This window comes from Collinsella sp. An2 (genome assembly GCF_002160065.1).
GTDB lineage: Bacteria > Actinomycetota > Coriobacteriia > Coriobacteriales > Coriobacteriaceae > Limicola.
The window spans coordinates 281214-298820 of record NZ_NFJW01000001.1; the positions used below are offsets into that span (position 1 = coordinate 281214).

Genomic DNA, 17607 nt, shown 5'->3' on the forward strand with positions numbered 1-17607 from the left:
CATGTCGAAGAAGAGCCGGGCAAAAGCCAAGGCCAAGCGATTTGGCGAAGGGTCGGCCAAGCCCATCGTCTCGGCCAGCACCTTTGGCGTGGGCAACGCATTCGCGGCTCCGAGCTATGACATCACGCTTCCGGCACGTCGCAAGCCGGGCGAGCGCGAGCTCTTGGTGGTCGACGGCTATAACATCATCCACGCGACGCCGCGATACGAAAAGCTCATCTACGACCGCTCAGACGACCCCTACTCAAACGACGTCTACGTATCGGCACGCATGGCGCTCATCCGTGACGTGGCGGCGTTTGCACAGAGGCGCTATGAGGCGGTTATCGTGTTCGATGGCGCTGGCAACGTGTCGGCCGATCGCCCCAACATTCCGCAGGCGGGCGTTCGCATCGAGTTTTCTCCGACGGGGGTGTCGGCCGATACCGTGGTGCAGCGCCTCTGCACCGAGGCCCGTGAGGCGGGGAGGGCGTGCTCGGTCGTCACCAGCGATGGGACGATCCAGGCTACGGTCATGGGGAAGGGCGTTACGCGCATCTCCGCACGTATGCTTGTCGACGAGATCAAACAGATCGATGCCGATGTGGCGGCGGCTGAGGACGCTCCGCCTATGAAGATGACGCTGGGAAGTAGGCTGTCGCCCGAGGCCCGTGCAAAGCTCGATGCGCTGCGCGGCCGGGTTCGCTAAGCGAGGCCGATGGATCGCGGCGTGCCGCATAACGTCGATGCGCAGGTAGCGAATTGCGGCATTTCACACGCTCACATGCGCTCAGGTAGCTATGTTGTAACAATCCACACGCTCAAGGGCCCATTTTGGGGGTCCGAGCGTGTGGATTGCCACAATATAGAATTCGAGCGTGTGATATGCCGCAGATCTTGAGTGAGGGGTGCTAGTGGATGCGCCTCGGGCTGGTGCGCTCCCTCAGCTGCGGGCGGCTTTCGCCGCCCTTGCGCGCTTCGCTGGAAAACGCCCGCGCGTTTTCGCAGCTCCGCGCCCGTAATCGGGTTCGATTCCCGGCTCTGTGTAGAAGAAGGGCCCATCACCGCAAGGATGACAGGCCCTCAAGAACAATGGAGCCAGCGACAGGAATCGAACCCGCAACCCAGTGATTACAAATCACTTGCTCTACCGTTGAGCCACGCTGGCGCAGGGAACATCTTACCCGAAAAGCGCTCGCGGGCCAACGGCTGCACAGGCAGAGCAAAACCGGAAGGCCTTCTCATAAGAGGCGACCGGAACGTTTGAACCAATACCAGCGGCATTCATAAAGTGTTCATCAAATAGAAATATAAAACCGCAGGTCAACGGATATAGATACGCCCGGCACCGTGTATTCAGGCAATTTGGTTGACATGCCCGCGGCGAACGTCGTACTATTCACCTGCTCGACGCGAGAGCGGGCTTATGCATGAGCTTGCAAAGCGTCGGGACTTGCACTTATGGGAGTGTGCCCGAGTGGTTAATGGGGACGGGCTGTAAACCCGTTGGCTCTGCCTACCAAGGTTCGAATCCTTGCGCTCCCACCAGCAAGTGCCTGTGTAGCTCAGTCGGTAGAGCACCTCGTTGGTAACGAGGAGGTCACCGGTTCAAGTCCGGTCGCAGGCTCCAGTACGGCGGTGTAGCTCAGTTGGTTAGAGCACACGGTTCATACCCGTGGCGTCACTGGTTCGAATCCAGTCACCGCTACCACGGTAACACGGTGGCTTTCCCATCATGGGGAGGCCACTATGGTTAAGAAGGCATGTCCCGCCAGGGACGACCTTAAGGAGGAGGGCTTTATGGCCAAGGAAAAGTTCGAGCGTACTAAGCCGCATGTTAACATCGGCACCATCGGCCACGTGGACCACGGCAAGACCACGCTGACCGCCGCCATCACCAAGGTTCTCTCCGAGACCCCTGGCTGCAAGGCTGACTTCACCGCTTTCGAGAACATCGACAAGGCTCCCGAGGAGCGCGAGCGCGGCATTACCATCTCCGTCGCCCACGTCGAGTACGAGACCGAGACCCGTCACTATGCTCACGTCGACTGCCCTGGTCACGCTGACTACATCAAGAACATGATCTCCGGTGCTGCTCAGATGGACGGCGCTATCCTGGTCATCGCTGCTACCGACGGCCCCATGGCTCAGACCCGCGAGCACATCCTGCTCGCCCGTCAGGTCGGCGTGCCCTACATCGTCGTGTTCCTGAACAAGTGCGACATGGTCGACGACGAGGAGCTCATTGACCTCGTCGAGATGGAGACCCGTGAGCTCCTCTCCGAGTACGACTTCCCGGGAGACGACATCCCCGTCATCCGCGGCTCCGCTCTTGGCGCCCTCAACGGTGACGAGAAGTGGTATGACTCCATCCGTGAGCTCATGCACGCTGTCGACACCTACATCCCGACCCCCGAGCGTGACGACGCCAAGCCGTTCCTGATGGCCATCGAGGACACCATGACCATCTCCGGCCGTGGTACCGTTGCTACCGGCCGTGTCGAGCGTGGCGTGCTCAAGCTCAACGAGCCCGTCGAGATCGTCGGCATCAAGGAGACCCAGTCCTCCGTCGCCACCGGCATCGAGATGTTCCGTAAGACCATGGACTTCTGCGAGGCTGGCGACAACGTCGGCATCCTGCTCCGTGGTATCAAGCGCGAGGACATCGAGCGCGGCCAGGTTCTCTGCAAGCCCGGTTCGGTGCACCCGCACACCAAGTTCACCGGCGAGGTCTACGTCCTGACCAAGGAAGAGGGCGGTCGTCACACCCCGTTCTTCAACGGCTATCGTCCGCAGTTCTACTTCCGTACGACCGACGTTACCGGCACCGTCAAGCTGCCTGAGGGCACCGAGATGGCCATGCCTGGCGACCACATCACCATTGAGGGCGACCTCATCCACCCGATCGCCATGGAGGAGGGCCTGCGCTTCGCTATCCGCGAGGGTGGCCACACCGTCGGCTCGGGCGTCGTCAGCACCATCATCGAGTAACTTAGTCTCTAAGATACTCTGAGCTGATTTGTTGGAACCCGGTTCCTGTTACGGGAGCCGGGTTCTTTCTGTGAGAGACCAGCGAGGCACGTTGCACGTTGCCTTCTATCGCGGTGTAACGTCGTGTAGCATGTTCTTACTAGCGCGTGACGTGCCACGCTGGTCTGGGTTATGTGTCGAATCTGCGGAAAGCGGCCGAAACCCACTTTGTCGTTGACGCGACAGTTTCCAGATGATAATGTGTTCCATCGTGCCCGTACGGGGCGGTATTTGGAGGTAATGAGTTTCATGCGTACATTAGTCACCCTTGCGTGCACTGAGTGCAAGCGTCGCAACTACACGACCACCAAGAACAAGGCGAACATGCCTGATCGTATGGAGATCAAGAAGTATTGCCCCTGGTGCCGTCGTCACACCGTGCACAAAGAGACCCGCTAGTCTCACATACATACGCCAGTAGTTCAATTGGTAGAGCATCGGTCTCCAAAACCGAGTGTTGAGGGTTCGAGTCCTTCCTGGCGTGCCAGCACCTATCCCGTAAGCCTCGGAAACGAGGCTTACGGTTTCTAACTGTCAAGCGCTTTTGCGCCGGAGGTTCAGCATCATGGCCAACAAGAAGAACAAGAAGAAGGCACAGCAGAAGAGCAGCCAGCCTGCTGCGGCTGCCGCGGCCGATGCTAAGGTCGAGAAGAAGGCTGTAGCCAAGAAGGCCGATGCGAAGGGCAAGCCTGCCAAGGAGACCTCCAAGGCTGCAAAGGCCAAGAAGAACAAGGGCGGCAAGCCCGGCCTGTTCGCCCGCGCCAAGAAGTATCTTGGTTCGGTTCGCTCCGAGATGCGCCGCGTCACGTGGCCCAGCAAGAAGGAGCTCATTAATTACTCCGTCGCCGTTTGCGTCTCCCTGGTGGTCGTCGGCGTCGTTATCTTCGTGCTCGATATGGCTATCGGCGAGGGCCTGGCCCTCTTTGCAGGATTGAGGGGGTAGGCCATGTCGAAGCGTTGGTATGTCGTTCACACCTACTCGGGCTACGAGAAGAGCGTCAAGACCGATCTTGAGCATCGTATCGAGACGATGGGCATGCAGGATCGCATCTTCGATATCGAGATTCCCACCGAGACCGTCACCGAGATCAAGGAAGGCGGCAAGCGCGAGACCAAGGACGTCAAGATCTTCCCGGGTTATGTGCTGGTCCGAATGGAGATGGATGACGATGCTTGGACGTGCGTGCGCAACACGCCTGGCGTCACGGGATTCCTGGGCGCCAACGGCAAGCCTTCTCCGCTTTCGCGCGACGAGTACAACAAGATGATGCGTCGTTCCAAGAAGGGCGATGCTCCTAAGCGTACGGCCGTCAATCTTGAGGTCGGTACCTCGGTCAAGGTCACCTCTGGTCCTCTTGCCGATTTCGATGGCCAGGTTTCCGAGGTCAACGCCGAGTCCGGCAAGGTCAAGGTCAACCTCCTCATCTTCGGTCGCGAGACCCCTGTGGAGCTTGGCTTCGATCAGGTTGCCGTTATCAGCTAATTCGTTTGTTCGCGAGCGCGTGTTTCCACGAGGTCCGCTCAACCTCGCAGGTGCTTCTAGCACGTGAACGCTGACGATATGTTCTGCAAGTATTTTTCCAGGAAGGTTTGAAAGATGGCTGAGAAGAAAGTCACCACCGTCATCAAGCTTCAGATTCCTGCCGGCCAGGCCAACCCGGCTCCTCCCGTGGGCCCCGCCCTCGGTGCCGCTCAGGTGAACATCATGCAGTTCTGCCAGGCGTTCAACGCTGCTACGCAGGACAAGATGGGCGACGTTATCCCTGTCGTCATCACCGTGTACGAAGATCGTTCGTTCACCTTCGAGTGCCACACTCCGCCTGCGGCTCACCTCATCAAGAAGGAGCTCAAGCTCAAGAGCGGTTCTGCTGTCCCGCAGCGTGACAAGGTTGGCCAGCTCACTCAGGAGCAGCTCACCAAGATCGCCGAGATCAAGATGCCGGACCTCAATGCCAACGACATCGAGGCCGCTAAGAAGATCGTCGCTGGTACCGCCCGCTCCATGGGCGTTACTATCGCCGGGTAACCATTTGGTATCAACGGGTGCGTCAAAGGGGCGCACCCGTTTAATGTGCAATACCGCACATGTTCGATGTGGGAGGGCAGGAGCCCGTTTACCACAGGAGGTGTAACATGCCGAAGCATGGAAAGAACTACCGCGCCGCTGCCGAGAAGGTCGATTCTCTGAAGCTCTACACGCCGCTCGAGGCTGTGAAGCTCGTCAAGGAGATCGCTCCGGCCAAGTTTGACGAGACCGTCGAGGCTCACTTCCGTCTGGGCATCGATACCCGTAAGGCCGACCAGAACGTTCGTGGCTCCATCTCGCTGCCTCACGGCACCGGCAAGACCGTTCGTGTCGCCGTGTTCGCCGAGGGCGAGAAGGCTCGCGAGGCCGAGGCTGCTGGCGCTGACGTCATCGGTGCCGACGACCTGGTCGCTCAGATCCAGGCTGGCGAGATCAACTTCGACGCCGCGATCGCTACCCCGAACATGATGGCCAAGGTTGGCCGCATCGGTAAGATCCTTGGTCCCCGTGGCCTCATGCCCAACCCCAAGCTGGGCACTGTGACCATGGACGTCGCCAAGATGGTTGCCGAGCTCAAGGCTGGCCGCGTGGAGTATCGTGCCGACCGTTACGGCATCTGCCACGTGCCGGTGGGCCGCATCTCCTTCGACGACCAGAAGATCGTTGAGAACTACGCTGCTCTCTACACCGAGATCCTGCGTGTCAAGCCGTCTTCTGCTAAGGGCCGCTATGTGAAGAGCATCTCGCTGTCTTCCACCATGGGCCCGGGCGTCAAGGTCGACCCCGCCGTTCAGCGCAACTTCATGGCTGAGTAGCGCGCCTGTACCATATGCGCTTGCATTCGCCCGTCTGCCGTTTGGCAGGCGGGCGTTTTTTAATATGAGTCGAACATTGTCAAGCGGCAATACGGCCCCGACCGCTCGCGGGTCAAACGCGACCGGTCGGGGCCCCCTATCTGAACCGGCTTCCCCGTCGTTTTAAAAGGCGTGTGTCGACGCAGTGGTGTCTGTCAGTTTAATATCCGCGGGTCGGGACCGCATTTCGTCTGTCCGGCTGGGGGCCTACGGTCGTATGACAGTCTGTGTGTCGGGCGTGCCGGTCCCCCGGTGCCCAGAAAAAGTCGCCCGAATGGCCCCCGGCTGCCTCGAATCCGCTGGGTCGCCGGTGGAGATACGGTATGCGGCGCCCGGGCCTACCCGGCCATGCGGGCGAGCGCCCACGCCCAGCACGCCATCTCGCGCGCGGTCGCGCAGTTCGCCACGCAGGGGCGCTTCCCGGACAGGCGCATCGCCTCGCGCCTGTCCTGCAGCCTCCTGTTCCCCTTGGTCGCGTGCCGCCTGACGGCCGGCGCCACCGACTGGCCGCTCGCCAGCGCCTTCGGCGCCCTGCCGGACATGGGCACGTGCCACGCGGCCTCCACGAGGGCCGCCCTCGCGTGGGCGTTCCCGGCCCTCGTGATGCCCCCGCGCGACACGGTCTCCCCGCTCGAGCGCTCCGAGGGCGTCAGCCCGCACCACGACGCGAAGGACGGCGCCGTCGGGAAGCGGCCGAAGTCGCCGGCCTCGGCGGCGAGGCAGAAGGCGGTCGCCGACTCGACGCCCTTGAGGCAGCGCAGCGCGTCGCACACGGGCTTCCACTCGGGGCGCCCCGCCGCCTCGGCGACCCTGCGCGCCAGGTCCCTCCACGCCTCCTCGGCGCGCCTCACGCAGTCGCGGTAGTACTCGAGGACGCAGGCGTCGTCGGCCTCCGCGAACGAGATCGAGCCGACCCACCTGCAGTAGGCGGCGGTCCAGTTGCCCCTGCGCCTGCCGGCCGGCGTCCTCTCGTCGAAGACGTGGCCGTGCCTCAGCAGGAACTTGCCCATGCGCTGCTTGGCGCGCCGGAGGTCGTCGCGCGCGTCGGCCAGCGCGCGGGAGAGGTCGCGGGCCGCCTCGGTGCGCTCGTCGGGGACCCACACCTCGGTGACGTTCCTGGTGGCGAGCAGGCGCGCCAGGAACTCGGCGTCGCGCCTGTCGGTCTTCCTGCGCCTGTCGGCGGCGGGCCGCTGCATCTTGGAGACCGCGCCGACGACGCAGTCGACGCCGAGCGCCCGCAGCGCGCGGCAGAGGTGGAAGCCCGTGACGCCGCTCTCGTAGACCGCCTTGGGCTCCTCGAACCCGAGGGCCCACTCCGCGACGGACACGGGGTCGTACCCGAAGCGGGCGCTCTCGCACTCGCCGGTCATCGGGTTGAAGGCGAATGCGGAGATGCTGCGCGCATGGACGTCGAGGCCGATGGAGGTGACATACTGGGACATGGGTCCTCCCTTGTCGCATGTGGCGCGCGGCCACGGCTTGCTGGAACTGCCATTGTCGCCCGACCCACGGAGCCGCGGCAAGCGGGGGGCCCAATGTTCGACTCATATCGTCTGTATCGGGCTGCCGGAGTTGCTGTGAGGTGTGGCGTAACGATGAGCTCACTGCCTAGACCTAAAGCTGAAATAACACTTAAGTAGAAAAAGTATATCGACACACATAGTACTCTGTGATAGATTGAGCGTAGCAACACAAGCGCCAACCTAGGAGGTGACGCGATGGCAGCGCGAGATGCGGTGAGCGACTTGATTCGCGGAAACATCGACGCGATCATTCTCTGCACGCTCTCCCGAGGCGACAGCTATGGATACGAGATTCTCAAAGAGGTCGCCGAGACCAGCCAGGGTCAGTACGAGATGAAAGAGCCTTCGCTCTACACCTGTCTGAAGCGGCTGGAAAATCAAGCGTTCGTAGAAAGTTACTGGGGTGATGAGACCCAGGGGGCACGTCGAAAGTATTATCGAATCACCCCCGCGGGTCTAAAAGAACTCCGTGAGGCGACCGACCGATGGGTTCGGGTTCGCGACATCATTGACAAGCTGCTCAACCAGAATGGGGGAGACCGATGAATGAACTTCGTATGTATGTGGAGCATCTCTTCGAAGGCAAGGTGCTCACCTCCGAGAACATCGAGCTAAAAGAAGAAATCTACGGCAATCTGGTTGCTCGGTACCAGGATTATGTTGCGAGTGGCATGTCCGAAGCTGAGGCGCTTGAGAAGACCAAGGCGAGTGTGCCAAGCGTAGATGACGTGCTGCGCGGCGAGGATGCGGCCGGGGACGCTTCGGCAGAAGAAGCGGCAGCTGCGGTGCCGACGCCCCAGACTGAAGCCGTGGGGCAACCCGCTCCCACTGCCGCGCCTGCGCAGGATGCGTCCGCAGCGCCCGTGTCTTCGACGGTGGCGGGTGCACCGACTCGTCCTTCTGACTATGGCACAGAAGCTGCGACTCCGCCAAAGAAGAAGTGGCCGCTTGTCGTGGGCATCGTCGCGGCTGTACTAGTTGTTCTGACGGTCGTGGTCGTAGCGTTCAACGTGGTAGTCGAGCCAGCGCTCGACTACGCGGAGGACACGGTTGAAGACGTGCTGGAAAACAATTCCAACAAGGGCGGTACGTCGAATACAAACGGCGGCACCACCGGCGGCAACGCCTCAGCAGGACAGCAGCAGACGCCCACCTTCACCGACCCGGAAGATCAGCGTGAGTACGAGGCGACCATGGCACTCCTGCAGGAGATTGATAGCAGCGATGCTGGCCTGCTGCAGGTCTATGCCGGCCGCGGGACAAGCTCCGAGGTGTCCGAGCTTGCTTCTGAGCTTCCGCTCGGTGCGAACCGTCGTGAGGCCGGTCTTGACAATACGGTCGCTGCGACGGCCTACATCGACTACACCAACGTGTCCGAGGATATCGATGGGGATGCCATCGATCGCGCGCTTACCTATAACGCGCTCGCCATCTTCTCGGTGTATCCCGAGGTCTCGACCCTGCGCGTTACGCTGCAAGAGGTCAACGACAGCCAATGGGACGCCGACACCTACTCCTTCGATCGCACGAGGGTGGAGCAGAGCCTTGCTGCTGCAAGCAACAATGCGATCACACAGCTCAACAGCTCGCTCTTCGAGAGCGCCGATGCTTGGAACCAGGTGAAAAGCTACCTCGATTATCCGGATTTCGCCGATCATGTGGTTGAGTGGGCCGAGACCAACTAGCTGTAAGGACGAGCGAATAGACCGTACGCCGGATTGTCGCTTGCGTGGCTACTTTAGTTTGCTACACTACAAACCATCGCCACGTCCGCAAGGCCGGCGAGAGACGAAGGGAAGCACCGCATGGAGTTCATGTCGAACATCGCAGCACAGGCCGCAACGGCTCCTGCCGCCATGCTCTCGCTATCCCTAGACGCCCTACTACTAGGTGCATGCGCGCCGAGGGTGTCGGCCAGCCTGTAAGGCCCGTCTGGACGATAGAATTCACCAGAGGCACCCGCGACGCGTATCTGCCCATCGCCCTGCAGGGCTTGGCGGACCGTCCGGGTGCCTTTTGCGTAAGCGCGGCATGAACGTCATCCTCCTGCAGAGCTCGATTGTATGCAACGGCTCGAATGTGTAGGAGGAACCATGACCCGTAAGATCGCCATCTTTGACACCACGCTGCGTGACGGCGAGCAGTCGCCCGGCGCGAGTATGAACACCGAAGAGAAGCTCATCATCGCGCGTCAGCTCATTCGCATGAACGTGGACGTTATCGAGGCGGGTTTCCCCATTTCCAGCCCCGGCGACTTCAAGAGCGTCTCCGAGATCGGCCGCATCGCTGGCGACAAGTGCACCGTCTGCGGCCTCACGCGTGCGGTGGACAAAGACATCGAGGTCGCGGCCGAGGCGCTCAAGACCGCCAAGCGCCCGCGCATCCACACCGGTCTGGGCGTTTCTCCGTCGCATTTGCACGAGAAGCTTCATATGACCGAGGACGAGGCCATCGAGCGCGCCATCCATGCCGTGAAGCTCGCGCGCAATTTTGTGGACGACGTTGAGTTCTACGCCGAGGATGCCGGCCGTGCCGACCAGGACTTCCTGGTGCGCATCGTCGAGGCGGCCGTAAAGGCGGGCGCCACTGTCATCAACATTCCCGATACCACCGGGTACAACCTGCCCTGGCACTTCGGTGCGCGCATCCGCGACCTGCGCGAGCGCGTGGACGGCATCGAAGACGTGACCATCTCCGTTCACACCCACAACGACCTGGGCATGGCGACGGCGCTGGCGCTCGAGAGCGTGCGCAACGGCGCTACCCAGATCGAGTGCACCATCAACGGCCTGGGCGAGCGCGCGGGCAACACCTCGCTCGAAGAGGTCGTTATGGCCATCAAGATGCATGGCAAGGAGCTCGACGCGCATACCGACATCGTGACGCAGGAACTCACCCATGCGAGCAAGCTCGTGAGCTCGATCACCGGTATTAACGTCCAGCCCAACAAGGCCATCGTGGGCGCCAACGCCTTCGCTCACTCTTCGGGCATTCATCAGGACGGCGTCCTCAAGGCGCGCGACACCTACGAGATCATCGACCCGGCAGACGTGGGTGCCGCCGGCTCGCAGATCATCCTCTCTGCCCGCAGTGGCCATGCAGCGCTGCGCCATCGCATGTCCGAGCTGGGCTACACCTTCTCCGATGAGGATTTCGAGGGCATTTACCAGGCGTTCCTCGAGGTCGCAGACAAGAAGAAGGAAGTCTACGACGAGGACCTGGAGTCCATCGTTCACGAGCGCGAGCGCGTGAGCACGGCTATCTGGAACCTCGACGCGCTGCAGGTTTCCTGCGGCTTCCCGCTCACGCCTACGGCAACCATCAAGCTCGCCGATGTGGACGGGAATGTCTTCACGGCGTGCGAGTACGGCGTGGGCCCGATCGACGCGGCGTTCAAGGCGGTCGACAAGATTGTGGCCGTGGCGAACGACCTGCAGGAGTTCTCGGTCAAGGCCGTGACGCGTGGTATCGACGCTCTGGGCGAGGTCACGGTACGTGTGACGGCCGAGAACGGTGAGGTGTACATCGGTCGCGGCAGCGACGGCGACATCATCGTGTCCTCGACGAAGGCCTATATCAACGCGCTCAACCGTCTGATCTCTGACCAGAACGAGCGGGCGGGGAAGTAGCCATTGGACGGGGTCCGGCCGTTTCATCCTTCGCTGGTCCTCGCGCTTCGCGCTGCGGAATCGCTCAGGACGAAACGGCCGGACCCCTCTCGAGTGTTCTCCGCGGCGCGTTGATTCGGCCTACGTGCTCGGGGGCTTAAAATAAAGATGGTGCACCGCTTCGCGGTGCCCTGAACAAAACGCGAGGCGTAGCCTCGCACCAACTTTATTTCATCTATCAATGCGCTAGATGGAGTACCTGAAAGAAACGGTTCGTAGAGCCCTGGAGCATCGTCCCGAGCGCTTCCGCAGCGCGTAGCGCGAGGACCAGCGAGGGATGATGCTCCAGGGCTCCCGAGAGGTATAAGAAAGGAACGCACAGCTATGCCTAGACCCATGACGGTGGCAGAGAAGATTCTTGCAGCCCATGCCGGGCTCGACGAGGTGCGCCCCGGCCAGCTTGTCGAGTGCGACCTGGATCTCGTGCTCGCCAACGACATCACCGCTCCTATCGCCATCGACGTGTTTCACGAGCTCGGGGCCAAAGAGGTCTTCGACCGCGACCGCGTGTGCCTTGTGCCCGACCACTATGCGCCAAACAAGGACATCAAGAGCGCCGAGCAGACCAAGAAGATGCGCGACTTCGCCCACGAGCAGAAGATCACCCATTACTGGGAGCAGGGCTGCGCGGGCATTGAGCATGCCCTGCTGCCCGAGCAGGGCGTCGTGGTGCCGGGCGACCTGGTGATCGGTGCGGACTCTCACACCTGCACGTACGGCGCGCTCGGCGCGTTCTCTACGGGCGTAGGCTCCACCGATGCCGGCGTGGGTCTCGCCACGGGCCGTGCGTGGTTCAAGGTCCCGCCCACCATTCGTTTTGAGATCGATGGCGACCTGGTCGATGGCGCCTCTGCCAAGGACATCATCCTGCACATCATCGGCCTTATCGGCGTCGACGGCGCTCTGTACCAGGCCATGGAATTTGCCGGCTCCACCATCGAGAGCCTGTCCATGGAGGGTCGTATGACCATCTCCAACATGGCCATTGAGGCCGGCGGCAAGGCGGGCATCATGGAGGTCGACGACGTTGCTCGCGCCTGGCTCGAGGGCCGCTGCCAGCGTCCGTACGTCGAGTACCATGCCGACCCGGACGCCGAGTATGCGCGCGTCATCAAGATCGATGCAGCCGACATCAAGCCCTGCGTGTCCTGGCCGCACCTTCCTTCCAACACCCATCCGGTAAGCGAGAGCACCCATATCCAGATTGACCAGGCGGTAATCGGTTCGTGCACGAACGGCCGTATCGAAGACATGCGTGCCGCCGCGGACGTGCTGCGTGGCCGCAAGGTGAACGAGAACGTTCGCTGCATCGTGATTCCCGCCACGCAGGCCGTCTTCAAGCAGTGCATGGCCGAGGGTCTCGCCGACGTGTTCATCGATGCGAACTGCGTCTTCTCGACCCCGACTTGCGGGCCGTGCCTGGGCGGCTACATGGGCATCCTCGCTGCCGGCGAGCGCTGCGTGTCGACTACGAATCGCAACTTCGTGGGCCGCATGGGCGACACGACCTCTGAGGTCTATCTGGCAAGCCCGGCCGTCGCCGCAGCCAGCGCCGTAGCCGGCCACATTTGCGCTCCGTCAGACCTGTAGCTCCCCAAAGGCCTCGGCAGCATCGTCCGCTGCTCGGGCAGTCCTCGCTCGCTACGCTCGCTGCGGAACTCGCGGCGGACGATACTGCCGAGGCCAGCGCTACAAAATCTACTTCGCCTGACAAAATCACGCGAGGGGCTTTGGGTTGCAAGGGGCTCTCTAGCGCGAGGTCCTGAGCATGCGCGCAGTTTCCGCAGGCCGAAAGCCGAGGACTGTTTGAGCAGCGAATGATATGCCCAAGCCTCCCGGGGAAGGAAAGGAAATCTAACATGAAGTTCGAGGGAACCGTTTTTAAGTATGGGCGCGATGTCGATACTGACGTCATCATTCCGGCCCGTTACCTCAACAGCTCTGATCACGCTCACCTGGCGGCGCATGCCATGGAGGATATCGATCCCACGTTTGCCACGACGGTGAAGCCGGGAGACATCATCGTCGCCGAAGAGAACTTCGGCTGCGGGTCGAGCCGCGAGCATGCGCCCGTGGCGCTCAAGGCGGCGGGTGTTTCCTGCGTCATCGCCAAGAGCTTCGCGCGCATCTTCTACCGCAATGCCATCAACGTCGGCCTGCCCATCATGGAGTGCCCCGACGCCGTCGATGCCATTGAGGGCGGCGCCCGCGTGGCGGTGGATACTGAGACTGGCACCATCACCAACCTCGACACCGGCGCCACCTTCACGGCCGAGCCGTTCCCGCCGTTCATCGCCGAGATTATCGAGGCGGGCGGGCTGGTCGAGCGCACGCGTCGCAAGCTTGCCGCCAAGTAACATCTGCCATTGGGGACGGGTACATTTGGCAGATGTTCCGCCATTGGGGACGGGTACATTTGACAAATGTTTCGCCCAGCTTCGCCTCTGTTCTATGGTGGGACAATCGCTCCAGATATCTTTGTCCCATTTCAAGGGGAGGACGCATGCCGCTCGATAATCCATTTGCTGCGGGTCCAAGCTCGCAAGATTGGAGTTGTAACGTGAAGAAGACCTATAAGATCTGCCTTCTGCCGGGCGATGGAATCGGCCCGGAGATCATCGCCGAGGGCGTCAAGGTCATGAACGCCGTGGGCAAGAAGTACGGCGTGTCGTTTGATTGCGCCGAAGCTTTGATCGGTGGATGTGCAATCGATGCGACGGGCACGGCGCTGCCCGACGAGACGCTTGAGACCGCCCAGGCCTCGGATGCCGTGCTGCTTGCGGCGGTGGGTGGCCCCAAGTGGGACACCACCGACCCCTCTAAGCCGCGTCCCGAGCAGGGGTTGCTTGGCATTCGCAAGGCGCTTGGGCTGTATTGCAACCTTCGCCCCGTCCAGATCTTCGGTGCGCTTTCCGATGCGTCGACGTTGCGCCCCGAGGTCATCGACGGCGTTGACATGATGATCGTCCGCGAGCTCACCGGCGGCCTGTACTTCGGTCGTCGCGAGCGCTTCTACGACGAGGAGGGCGCCGGCACGGACGGCAAGCCCGGCCAGCGCGCCTACGATACGCTTGAGTATCGCGAGTACGAGATTGAGCGCATCGCGCGCCAGGCATTTGAGGCTGCCCGCAAGCGCCGTGGCAAGGTGTCGAGCGTCGACAAGGCCAACGTGCTCGAGACAAGCCGCATGTGGCGCGAGATCGTGCATCGTATCGGCGAGCAGGAGTACCCGGACGTCGAGTTCGAGGACGTGCTGGTGGACAACGCCGCCATGCAGCTCATCAATCGCCCCGCGACGTTCGACGTCGTGGTGACCGAGAACATGTTCGGCGACATCCTGTCCGATGAGGCCGCGCAGATCACCGGCTCGCTCGGCATGCTCGCCTCCGCGAGCCTGGGTGACGGTGTGGCGCTCTACGAGCCGAGCCACGGTTCGGCGCCCGATATCGCAGGGCAGGGCATCGCCAACCCGCTGGCGCAGATTCTCTCCGTCGAGATGATGCTGCGTTACAGCTTTGACATGGGCGATGCGGCCGACGACATCCGCCGCGCCGTGACCGCTGTGCTCGACGAGGGCTGGCGCACGCGTGACATCGCCGACGACGCCACGCCTGCCGACCACGTGCTTGGCACCGAGGCCATGGGCGATGCCGTGGCTGCTCGTCTGTAGCGAGGCCTTTGATCGTTCGTTCGAGTGACGGACGAACGTTTATCGTGGCGCCTGGATCCAGTACAGGGTCTGGGCGCCACGCGCTGTCGTAGTGGTGTTACGAGCGGTCTAAGTCGTACACTTGAGTCCCGGTACATAGCTTAGGGGAAGGAGGGGCCATGGCGTTGCCGGAGGAGCGGCTGACCGAAGACTTGCTCAAACGGCTGCTCGAGGCCGAGACGCCCGAGGCCTACCTCGACCAGGGCGAGACGCTTGGCCGCGACCTAGCGGATTACCTACGCGAGTTGCTTGCCGACCGAGGCATCAACCGATCGGAGCTGGCGCGTCGGTCCGGCGTCAACGGAACCTTTGTTTACGACATCTTCAACGGCAAGAGCCTTCCCCGCCGGGATAATTCCATCATGCTGGCGTTTGGTCTTTCATGCAGCCTGATCGAGACACAGCGGCTTCTGCGTCTCGCGGGCGTGTCGGAGCTCTGGCCCAAGCGCCGGCGCGACGCCATCATCATCTGGTGCATAGAGCATGGCATGACCTACGCCGCTTGCGACGATGAGCTTGCGCGTCTGGGCGAGCGGACGCTCTTTCACCCCGAGAAGGACAACGTAAGCACGAGCGCACACCCAACGGCGAACAAGGGCGGTGCTGCTATAGAGGGGCATCGCATGAAGGGGCTCGGATAGCGGCCATGGACGACCTGCAGGTACGACATGCGATGAGTATCGACGACGCCTATGTGGTCGAGCGTGTGCTGGCGCGTGGCGAGCGTGGTATCACCGAGCTCGTGACGCTCGACGGCGCAGGGCCTTTTGTGCGAAAGCGCATGCCGCATGCCGCTGCGCGCCGCATGGTGTGGGCGGCGCTTGCCGAATGCTCGTCCCCGTATCTGCCTCGTGTGCAGGCGACCTACGATATGCCTGACGAGTTCGTGGCAGTGTACGACTTCGTTGCCGGCGAGACCTTGTCCGATGTCATGAATCGGCGCGGGAAGCTGTCGCTCGACGAGGTTGCTGACATCGTTGCCGCCGTGTTCAATGCGGCGTCGGATCTGCATGCGCACCATGTTGTGCATGCCGACATTGCCCCTTCGAACATCATTGTTGCTGCTGACGGGGCACATCTCATCGATTTTGACATTGCTCGCATGACCTATGACGCGCCCGCATCGGGCGAGCAGACGTGGGGTACGTATGGCTTTGCCGCGCCCGAGCAGCACGGTTTTGCTCCCATCGACACGCGGTCCGATATCTATGCGATTGGTCGGTTGGCCGGCTACCTGCTTGTGGGCACGCTTCTGGATGAGCGCACGTACGAGGCTGCGCTGCGCTGCACGGGGCTTGTTCCCGAGGCAGTGTGCTCCGTTTTGGGGCGGGCATGCGCCTTTGAGCCGAGCGCGCGGTTTCAGACGGCCGATGCGCTTGCTTCGGCATTTGCGGACGCGGTAAGGGGCGAGGCCTCCGATATGGGACCCGAGGATTCGTCGGAGATGCCTTCTTCGATCTCTGCGGCTACCTCACGGCATGCTGCGGACGTCGCGGAAAAGCCTCCGCTAAGTACGGATGATGCGGGGCGTACGGAGCTGTCTGGCGCGGAGACGGGGCATGCCTCATCGAAAAGTTCCCATATGTCATCTGCGACGCGGCGAATGCTTGTAGGGGTCCTGGCCGTGGTCGTGGTTGTGCTGGGAGCGCTTGGATTTTGGATGCTCGGTGGGCGTGCACAAGACAGCGGCACGGATGCTCACGACGATGCTTCGCCTGTGGCCACCGCTACGGATGACCTTTCCGGATTCTCGGACGCTCCCGATGAGCTGGGAGGCAGCGCGCTGCCCGAATCGAGCGAACCTGCGTCCGAAGAGGCACAGGCATGCTTGAAGATCGTCGATTCCGGCTGGTCGGTCGACGCGGCCGGCTACATCAATTATGGGGTTGCTATTCAGAACACAAGCGAGGACCTGACCATCGAGTTTCCTGCTTATACGATTACGGGTCGAAGCGAGGATGGATCGATCCTCTACTCCGACACGCAGGCGCTCTCTGTCATCTATCCAGGGGAAACAAGGTACTTTGGCTCTATTGCGGGGAATGGTAACGCTCCGGCGACGGTGGAATTTGCCACCGTTGCACCGTATGAATGGGCGGTTTCAACAGCTGCTGGGCGGCCGAGTACGTTCGATATTGCCCACCTGTCTGCTGTTTCCAATGGTATTGGTGGCACGTCCATAACCGGTGAGGTCACGATGACATCGAAGGGAAACGATGCGGAAGGTGCGTCCAATATTGAGCTGACGCTGATTGCGCGCAACGACAGCGGCAGCATTGTGTACGGTGCCGATGCGTTTATCACGATGCCTGCAGAAGGGGCAGCGACGCCTTTCGAAATTTTCTGCTACGACCTTCCGAGTTATAGCTCATTTGAGATTTATGCCCAGCCGTGGTAGGCCATTATGTGGTTCGGCTGCCTCGCTGTTCTGCCGCCGTTCCGGCGGTGGTCGCATGCGTCGCTTTTTAGGAGCCTATTGTAGGGACCTATTGCCTGCTTTTTATTGTGGCGAAGGGGCCTTGGAAGAACTCGTTTCGTTTTTATGCAGTTAATTCCGAACTTCTCGAGTAGACGGCCGATTTCGTCGGCAAGGCCCCAGGATTTTGGGACCCGAAAACCGGGTCTACTCGGCAGGTCGTGAAATAACTGCATAAAAACGAAACGAACAGTCATTGGTACAGGCTGGACACGTCCATAAAGGGGTGCGACACCATCTAGATTTTGTGCAAATCAGGCCGGCTTCCATCGAATCGGGTGCGAATGCTCCCCCTAGGTGTCACGAGCGGGCTCTCGGTCTGGTGGGCACACGCCGCTGAAG

16 protein-coding genes and 5 tRNA genes are annotated in these 17607 nt (G+C 61.5%); 19 read left to right on the forward strand and 2 right to left on the reverse strand.

Annotated elements, in window-relative coordinates; translation table 11 throughout:
• The first annotated feature begins 1 nt into the window (after position 1).
• Positions 2-688 (forward strand): NYN domain-containing protein, encoded by a 687-nt coding sequence (locus B5F33_RS01300; RefSeq protein ID WP_087409979.1) that lies wholly within the window; start codon positions 2-4, stop codon positions 686-688.
• Between the two features lie 384 nt (positions 689-1072).
• Here B5F33_RS01300 and B5F33_RS01305 read toward each other — a convergent pair.
• Positions 1073-1147, reverse strand: a tRNA-Thr gene (locus B5F33_RS01305).
• A gap of 295 nt (positions 1148-1442) precedes the next feature.
• On the opposite strand from B5F33_RS01305, the gene B5F33_RS01310 reads away from it, so the two are divergent.
• The 10 genes from B5F33_RS01310 to rplA all read left to right on the forward strand — a co-directional run bounded on the left by B5F33_RS01310 (position 1443) and on the right by rplA (position 5850).
• Positions 1443-1527, forward strand: a tRNA-Tyr gene (locus tag B5F33_RS01310).
• A 6-nt stretch (positions 1528-1533) separates the two neighbouring features.
• Positions 1534-1609, forward strand: a tRNA-Thr gene (locus B5F33_RS01315).
• 4 nt (positions 1610-1613) lie between these two features.
• Positions 1614-1690, forward strand: a tRNA-Met gene (locus B5F33_RS01320).
• An 89-nt stretch (positions 1691-1779) separates the two neighbouring features.
• Positions 1780-2970, forward strand: a complete 1191-nt coding sequence (tuf, locus tag B5F33_RS01325; protein WP_087409980.1) for an elongation factor Tu — start codon at positions 1780-1782, stop codon at positions 2968-2970.
• A 288-nt stretch (positions 2971-3258) separates the two neighbouring features.
• Positions 3259-3408, forward strand: coding sequence for a 50S ribosomal protein L33 (gene rpmG / locus B5F33_RS01330; RefSeq protein WP_079989048.1), 150 nt, complete (start codon positions 3259-3261; stop codon positions 3406-3408).
• Between the two features lie 12 nt (positions 3409-3420).
• Positions 3421-3496 (forward strand) — tRNA-Trp (locus tag B5F33_RS01335).
• Positions 3497-3574: 78 nt separating this feature from the next.
• Positions 3575-3952 carry a preprotein translocase subunit SecE gene (secE, locus tag B5F33_RS01340; RefSeq protein WP_087409981.1) on the forward strand — a complete coding sequence of 126 codons (378 nt, stop codon included), beginning with the start codon at positions 3575-3577 and terminating at the stop codon, positions 3950-3952.
• A 3-nt stretch (positions 3953-3955) separates the two neighbouring features.
• On the forward strand, positions 3956-4492 hold the full coding sequence (gene nusG / locus B5F33_RS01345; protein WP_087409982.1) for a transcription termination/antitermination protein NusG: 537 nt from the start codon (positions 3956-3958) through the stop codon (positions 4490-4492).
• Positions 4493-4606: 114 nt separating this feature from the next.
• The gene (gene rplK / locus B5F33_RS01350) at positions 4607-5035 is read left to right on the forward strand and encodes a 50S ribosomal protein L11 (RefSeq protein WP_087409983.1); all 429 of its coding nucleotides are present in this window, start codon (positions 4607-4609) and stop codon (positions 5033-5035) included.
• A gap of 107 nt (positions 5036-5142) precedes the next feature.
• Positions 5143-5850 (forward strand): 50S ribosomal protein L1, encoded by a 708-nt coding sequence (rplA, locus tag B5F33_RS01355; RefSeq protein WP_087409984.1) that lies wholly within the window; start codon positions 5143-5145, stop codon positions 5848-5850.
• A gap of 377 nt (positions 5851-6227) precedes the next feature.
• On the opposite strand, the gene B5F33_RS01360 is transcribed toward rplA, so the two are convergent.
• The gene (locus B5F33_RS01360; RefSeq protein ID WP_087409985.1) at positions 6228-7331 is read right to left on the reverse strand and encodes an IS110 family transposase; all 1104 of its coding nucleotides are present in this window, start codon (positions 7329-7331) and stop codon (positions 6228-6230) included.
• Between the two features lie 276 nt (positions 7332-7607).
• On the opposite strand from B5F33_RS01360, the gene B5F33_RS01365 reads away from it, so the two are divergent.
• From B5F33_RS01365 to B5F33_RS01400, 8 genes are all read left to right on the forward strand, one after another.
• Positions 7608-7958 (forward strand): PadR family transcriptional regulator, encoded by a 351-nt coding sequence (locus B5F33_RS01365; RefSeq protein ID WP_087409986.1) that lies wholly within the window; start codon positions 7608-7610, stop codon positions 7956-7958.
• A complete protein-coding gene (locus B5F33_RS01370) occupies positions 7955-9097 on the forward strand; it encodes a permease prefix domain 1-containing protein (protein WP_087409987.1) in 1143 nt (380 codons plus the stop codon). The genes B5F33_RS01365 and B5F33_RS01370 overlap by 4 nt, the downstream gene beginning before the upstream one ends.
• Before the next feature lie 408 nt (positions 9098-9505).
• A complete protein-coding gene (locus B5F33_RS01375; RefSeq protein WP_087409988.1) occupies positions 9506-11041 on the forward strand; it encodes a 2-isopropylmalate synthase in 1536 nt (511 codons plus the stop codon).
• Positions 11042-11404: 363 nt separating this feature from the next.
• Positions 11405-12670 carry a 3-isopropylmalate dehydratase large subunit gene (leuC, locus tag B5F33_RS01380; protein WP_239284650.1) on the forward strand — a complete coding sequence of 422 codons (1266 nt, stop codon included), beginning with the start codon at positions 11405-11407 and terminating at the stop codon, positions 12668-12670.
• A gap of 269 nt (positions 12671-12939) precedes the next feature.
• A complete protein-coding gene (locus tag B5F33_RS01385) occupies positions 12940-13437 on the forward strand; it encodes a 3-isopropylmalate dehydratase small subunit (protein WP_087409990.1) in 498 nt (165 codons plus the stop codon).
• Positions 13438-13640: 203 nt separating this feature from the next.
• Positions 13641-14750 carry a 3-isopropylmalate dehydrogenase gene (gene leuB / locus B5F33_RS01390; RefSeq protein WP_087409991.1) on the forward strand — a complete coding sequence of 370 codons (1110 nt, stop codon included), beginning with the start codon at positions 13641-13643 and terminating at the stop codon, positions 14748-14750.
• 158 nt (positions 14751-14908) lie between these two features.
• Positions 14909-15430 (forward strand): helix-turn-helix transcriptional regulator, encoded by a 522-nt coding sequence (locus tag B5F33_RS01395; RefSeq protein ID WP_087409992.1) that lies wholly within the window; start codon positions 14909-14911, stop codon positions 15428-15430.
• A 5-nt stretch (positions 15431-15435) separates the two neighbouring features.
• A complete protein-coding gene (locus B5F33_RS01400; protein ID WP_087409993.1) occupies positions 15436-17187 on the forward strand; it encodes a protein kinase in 1752 nt (583 codons plus the stop codon).
• The last annotated feature ends 420 nt before the right edge of the window (positions 17188-17607 follow it).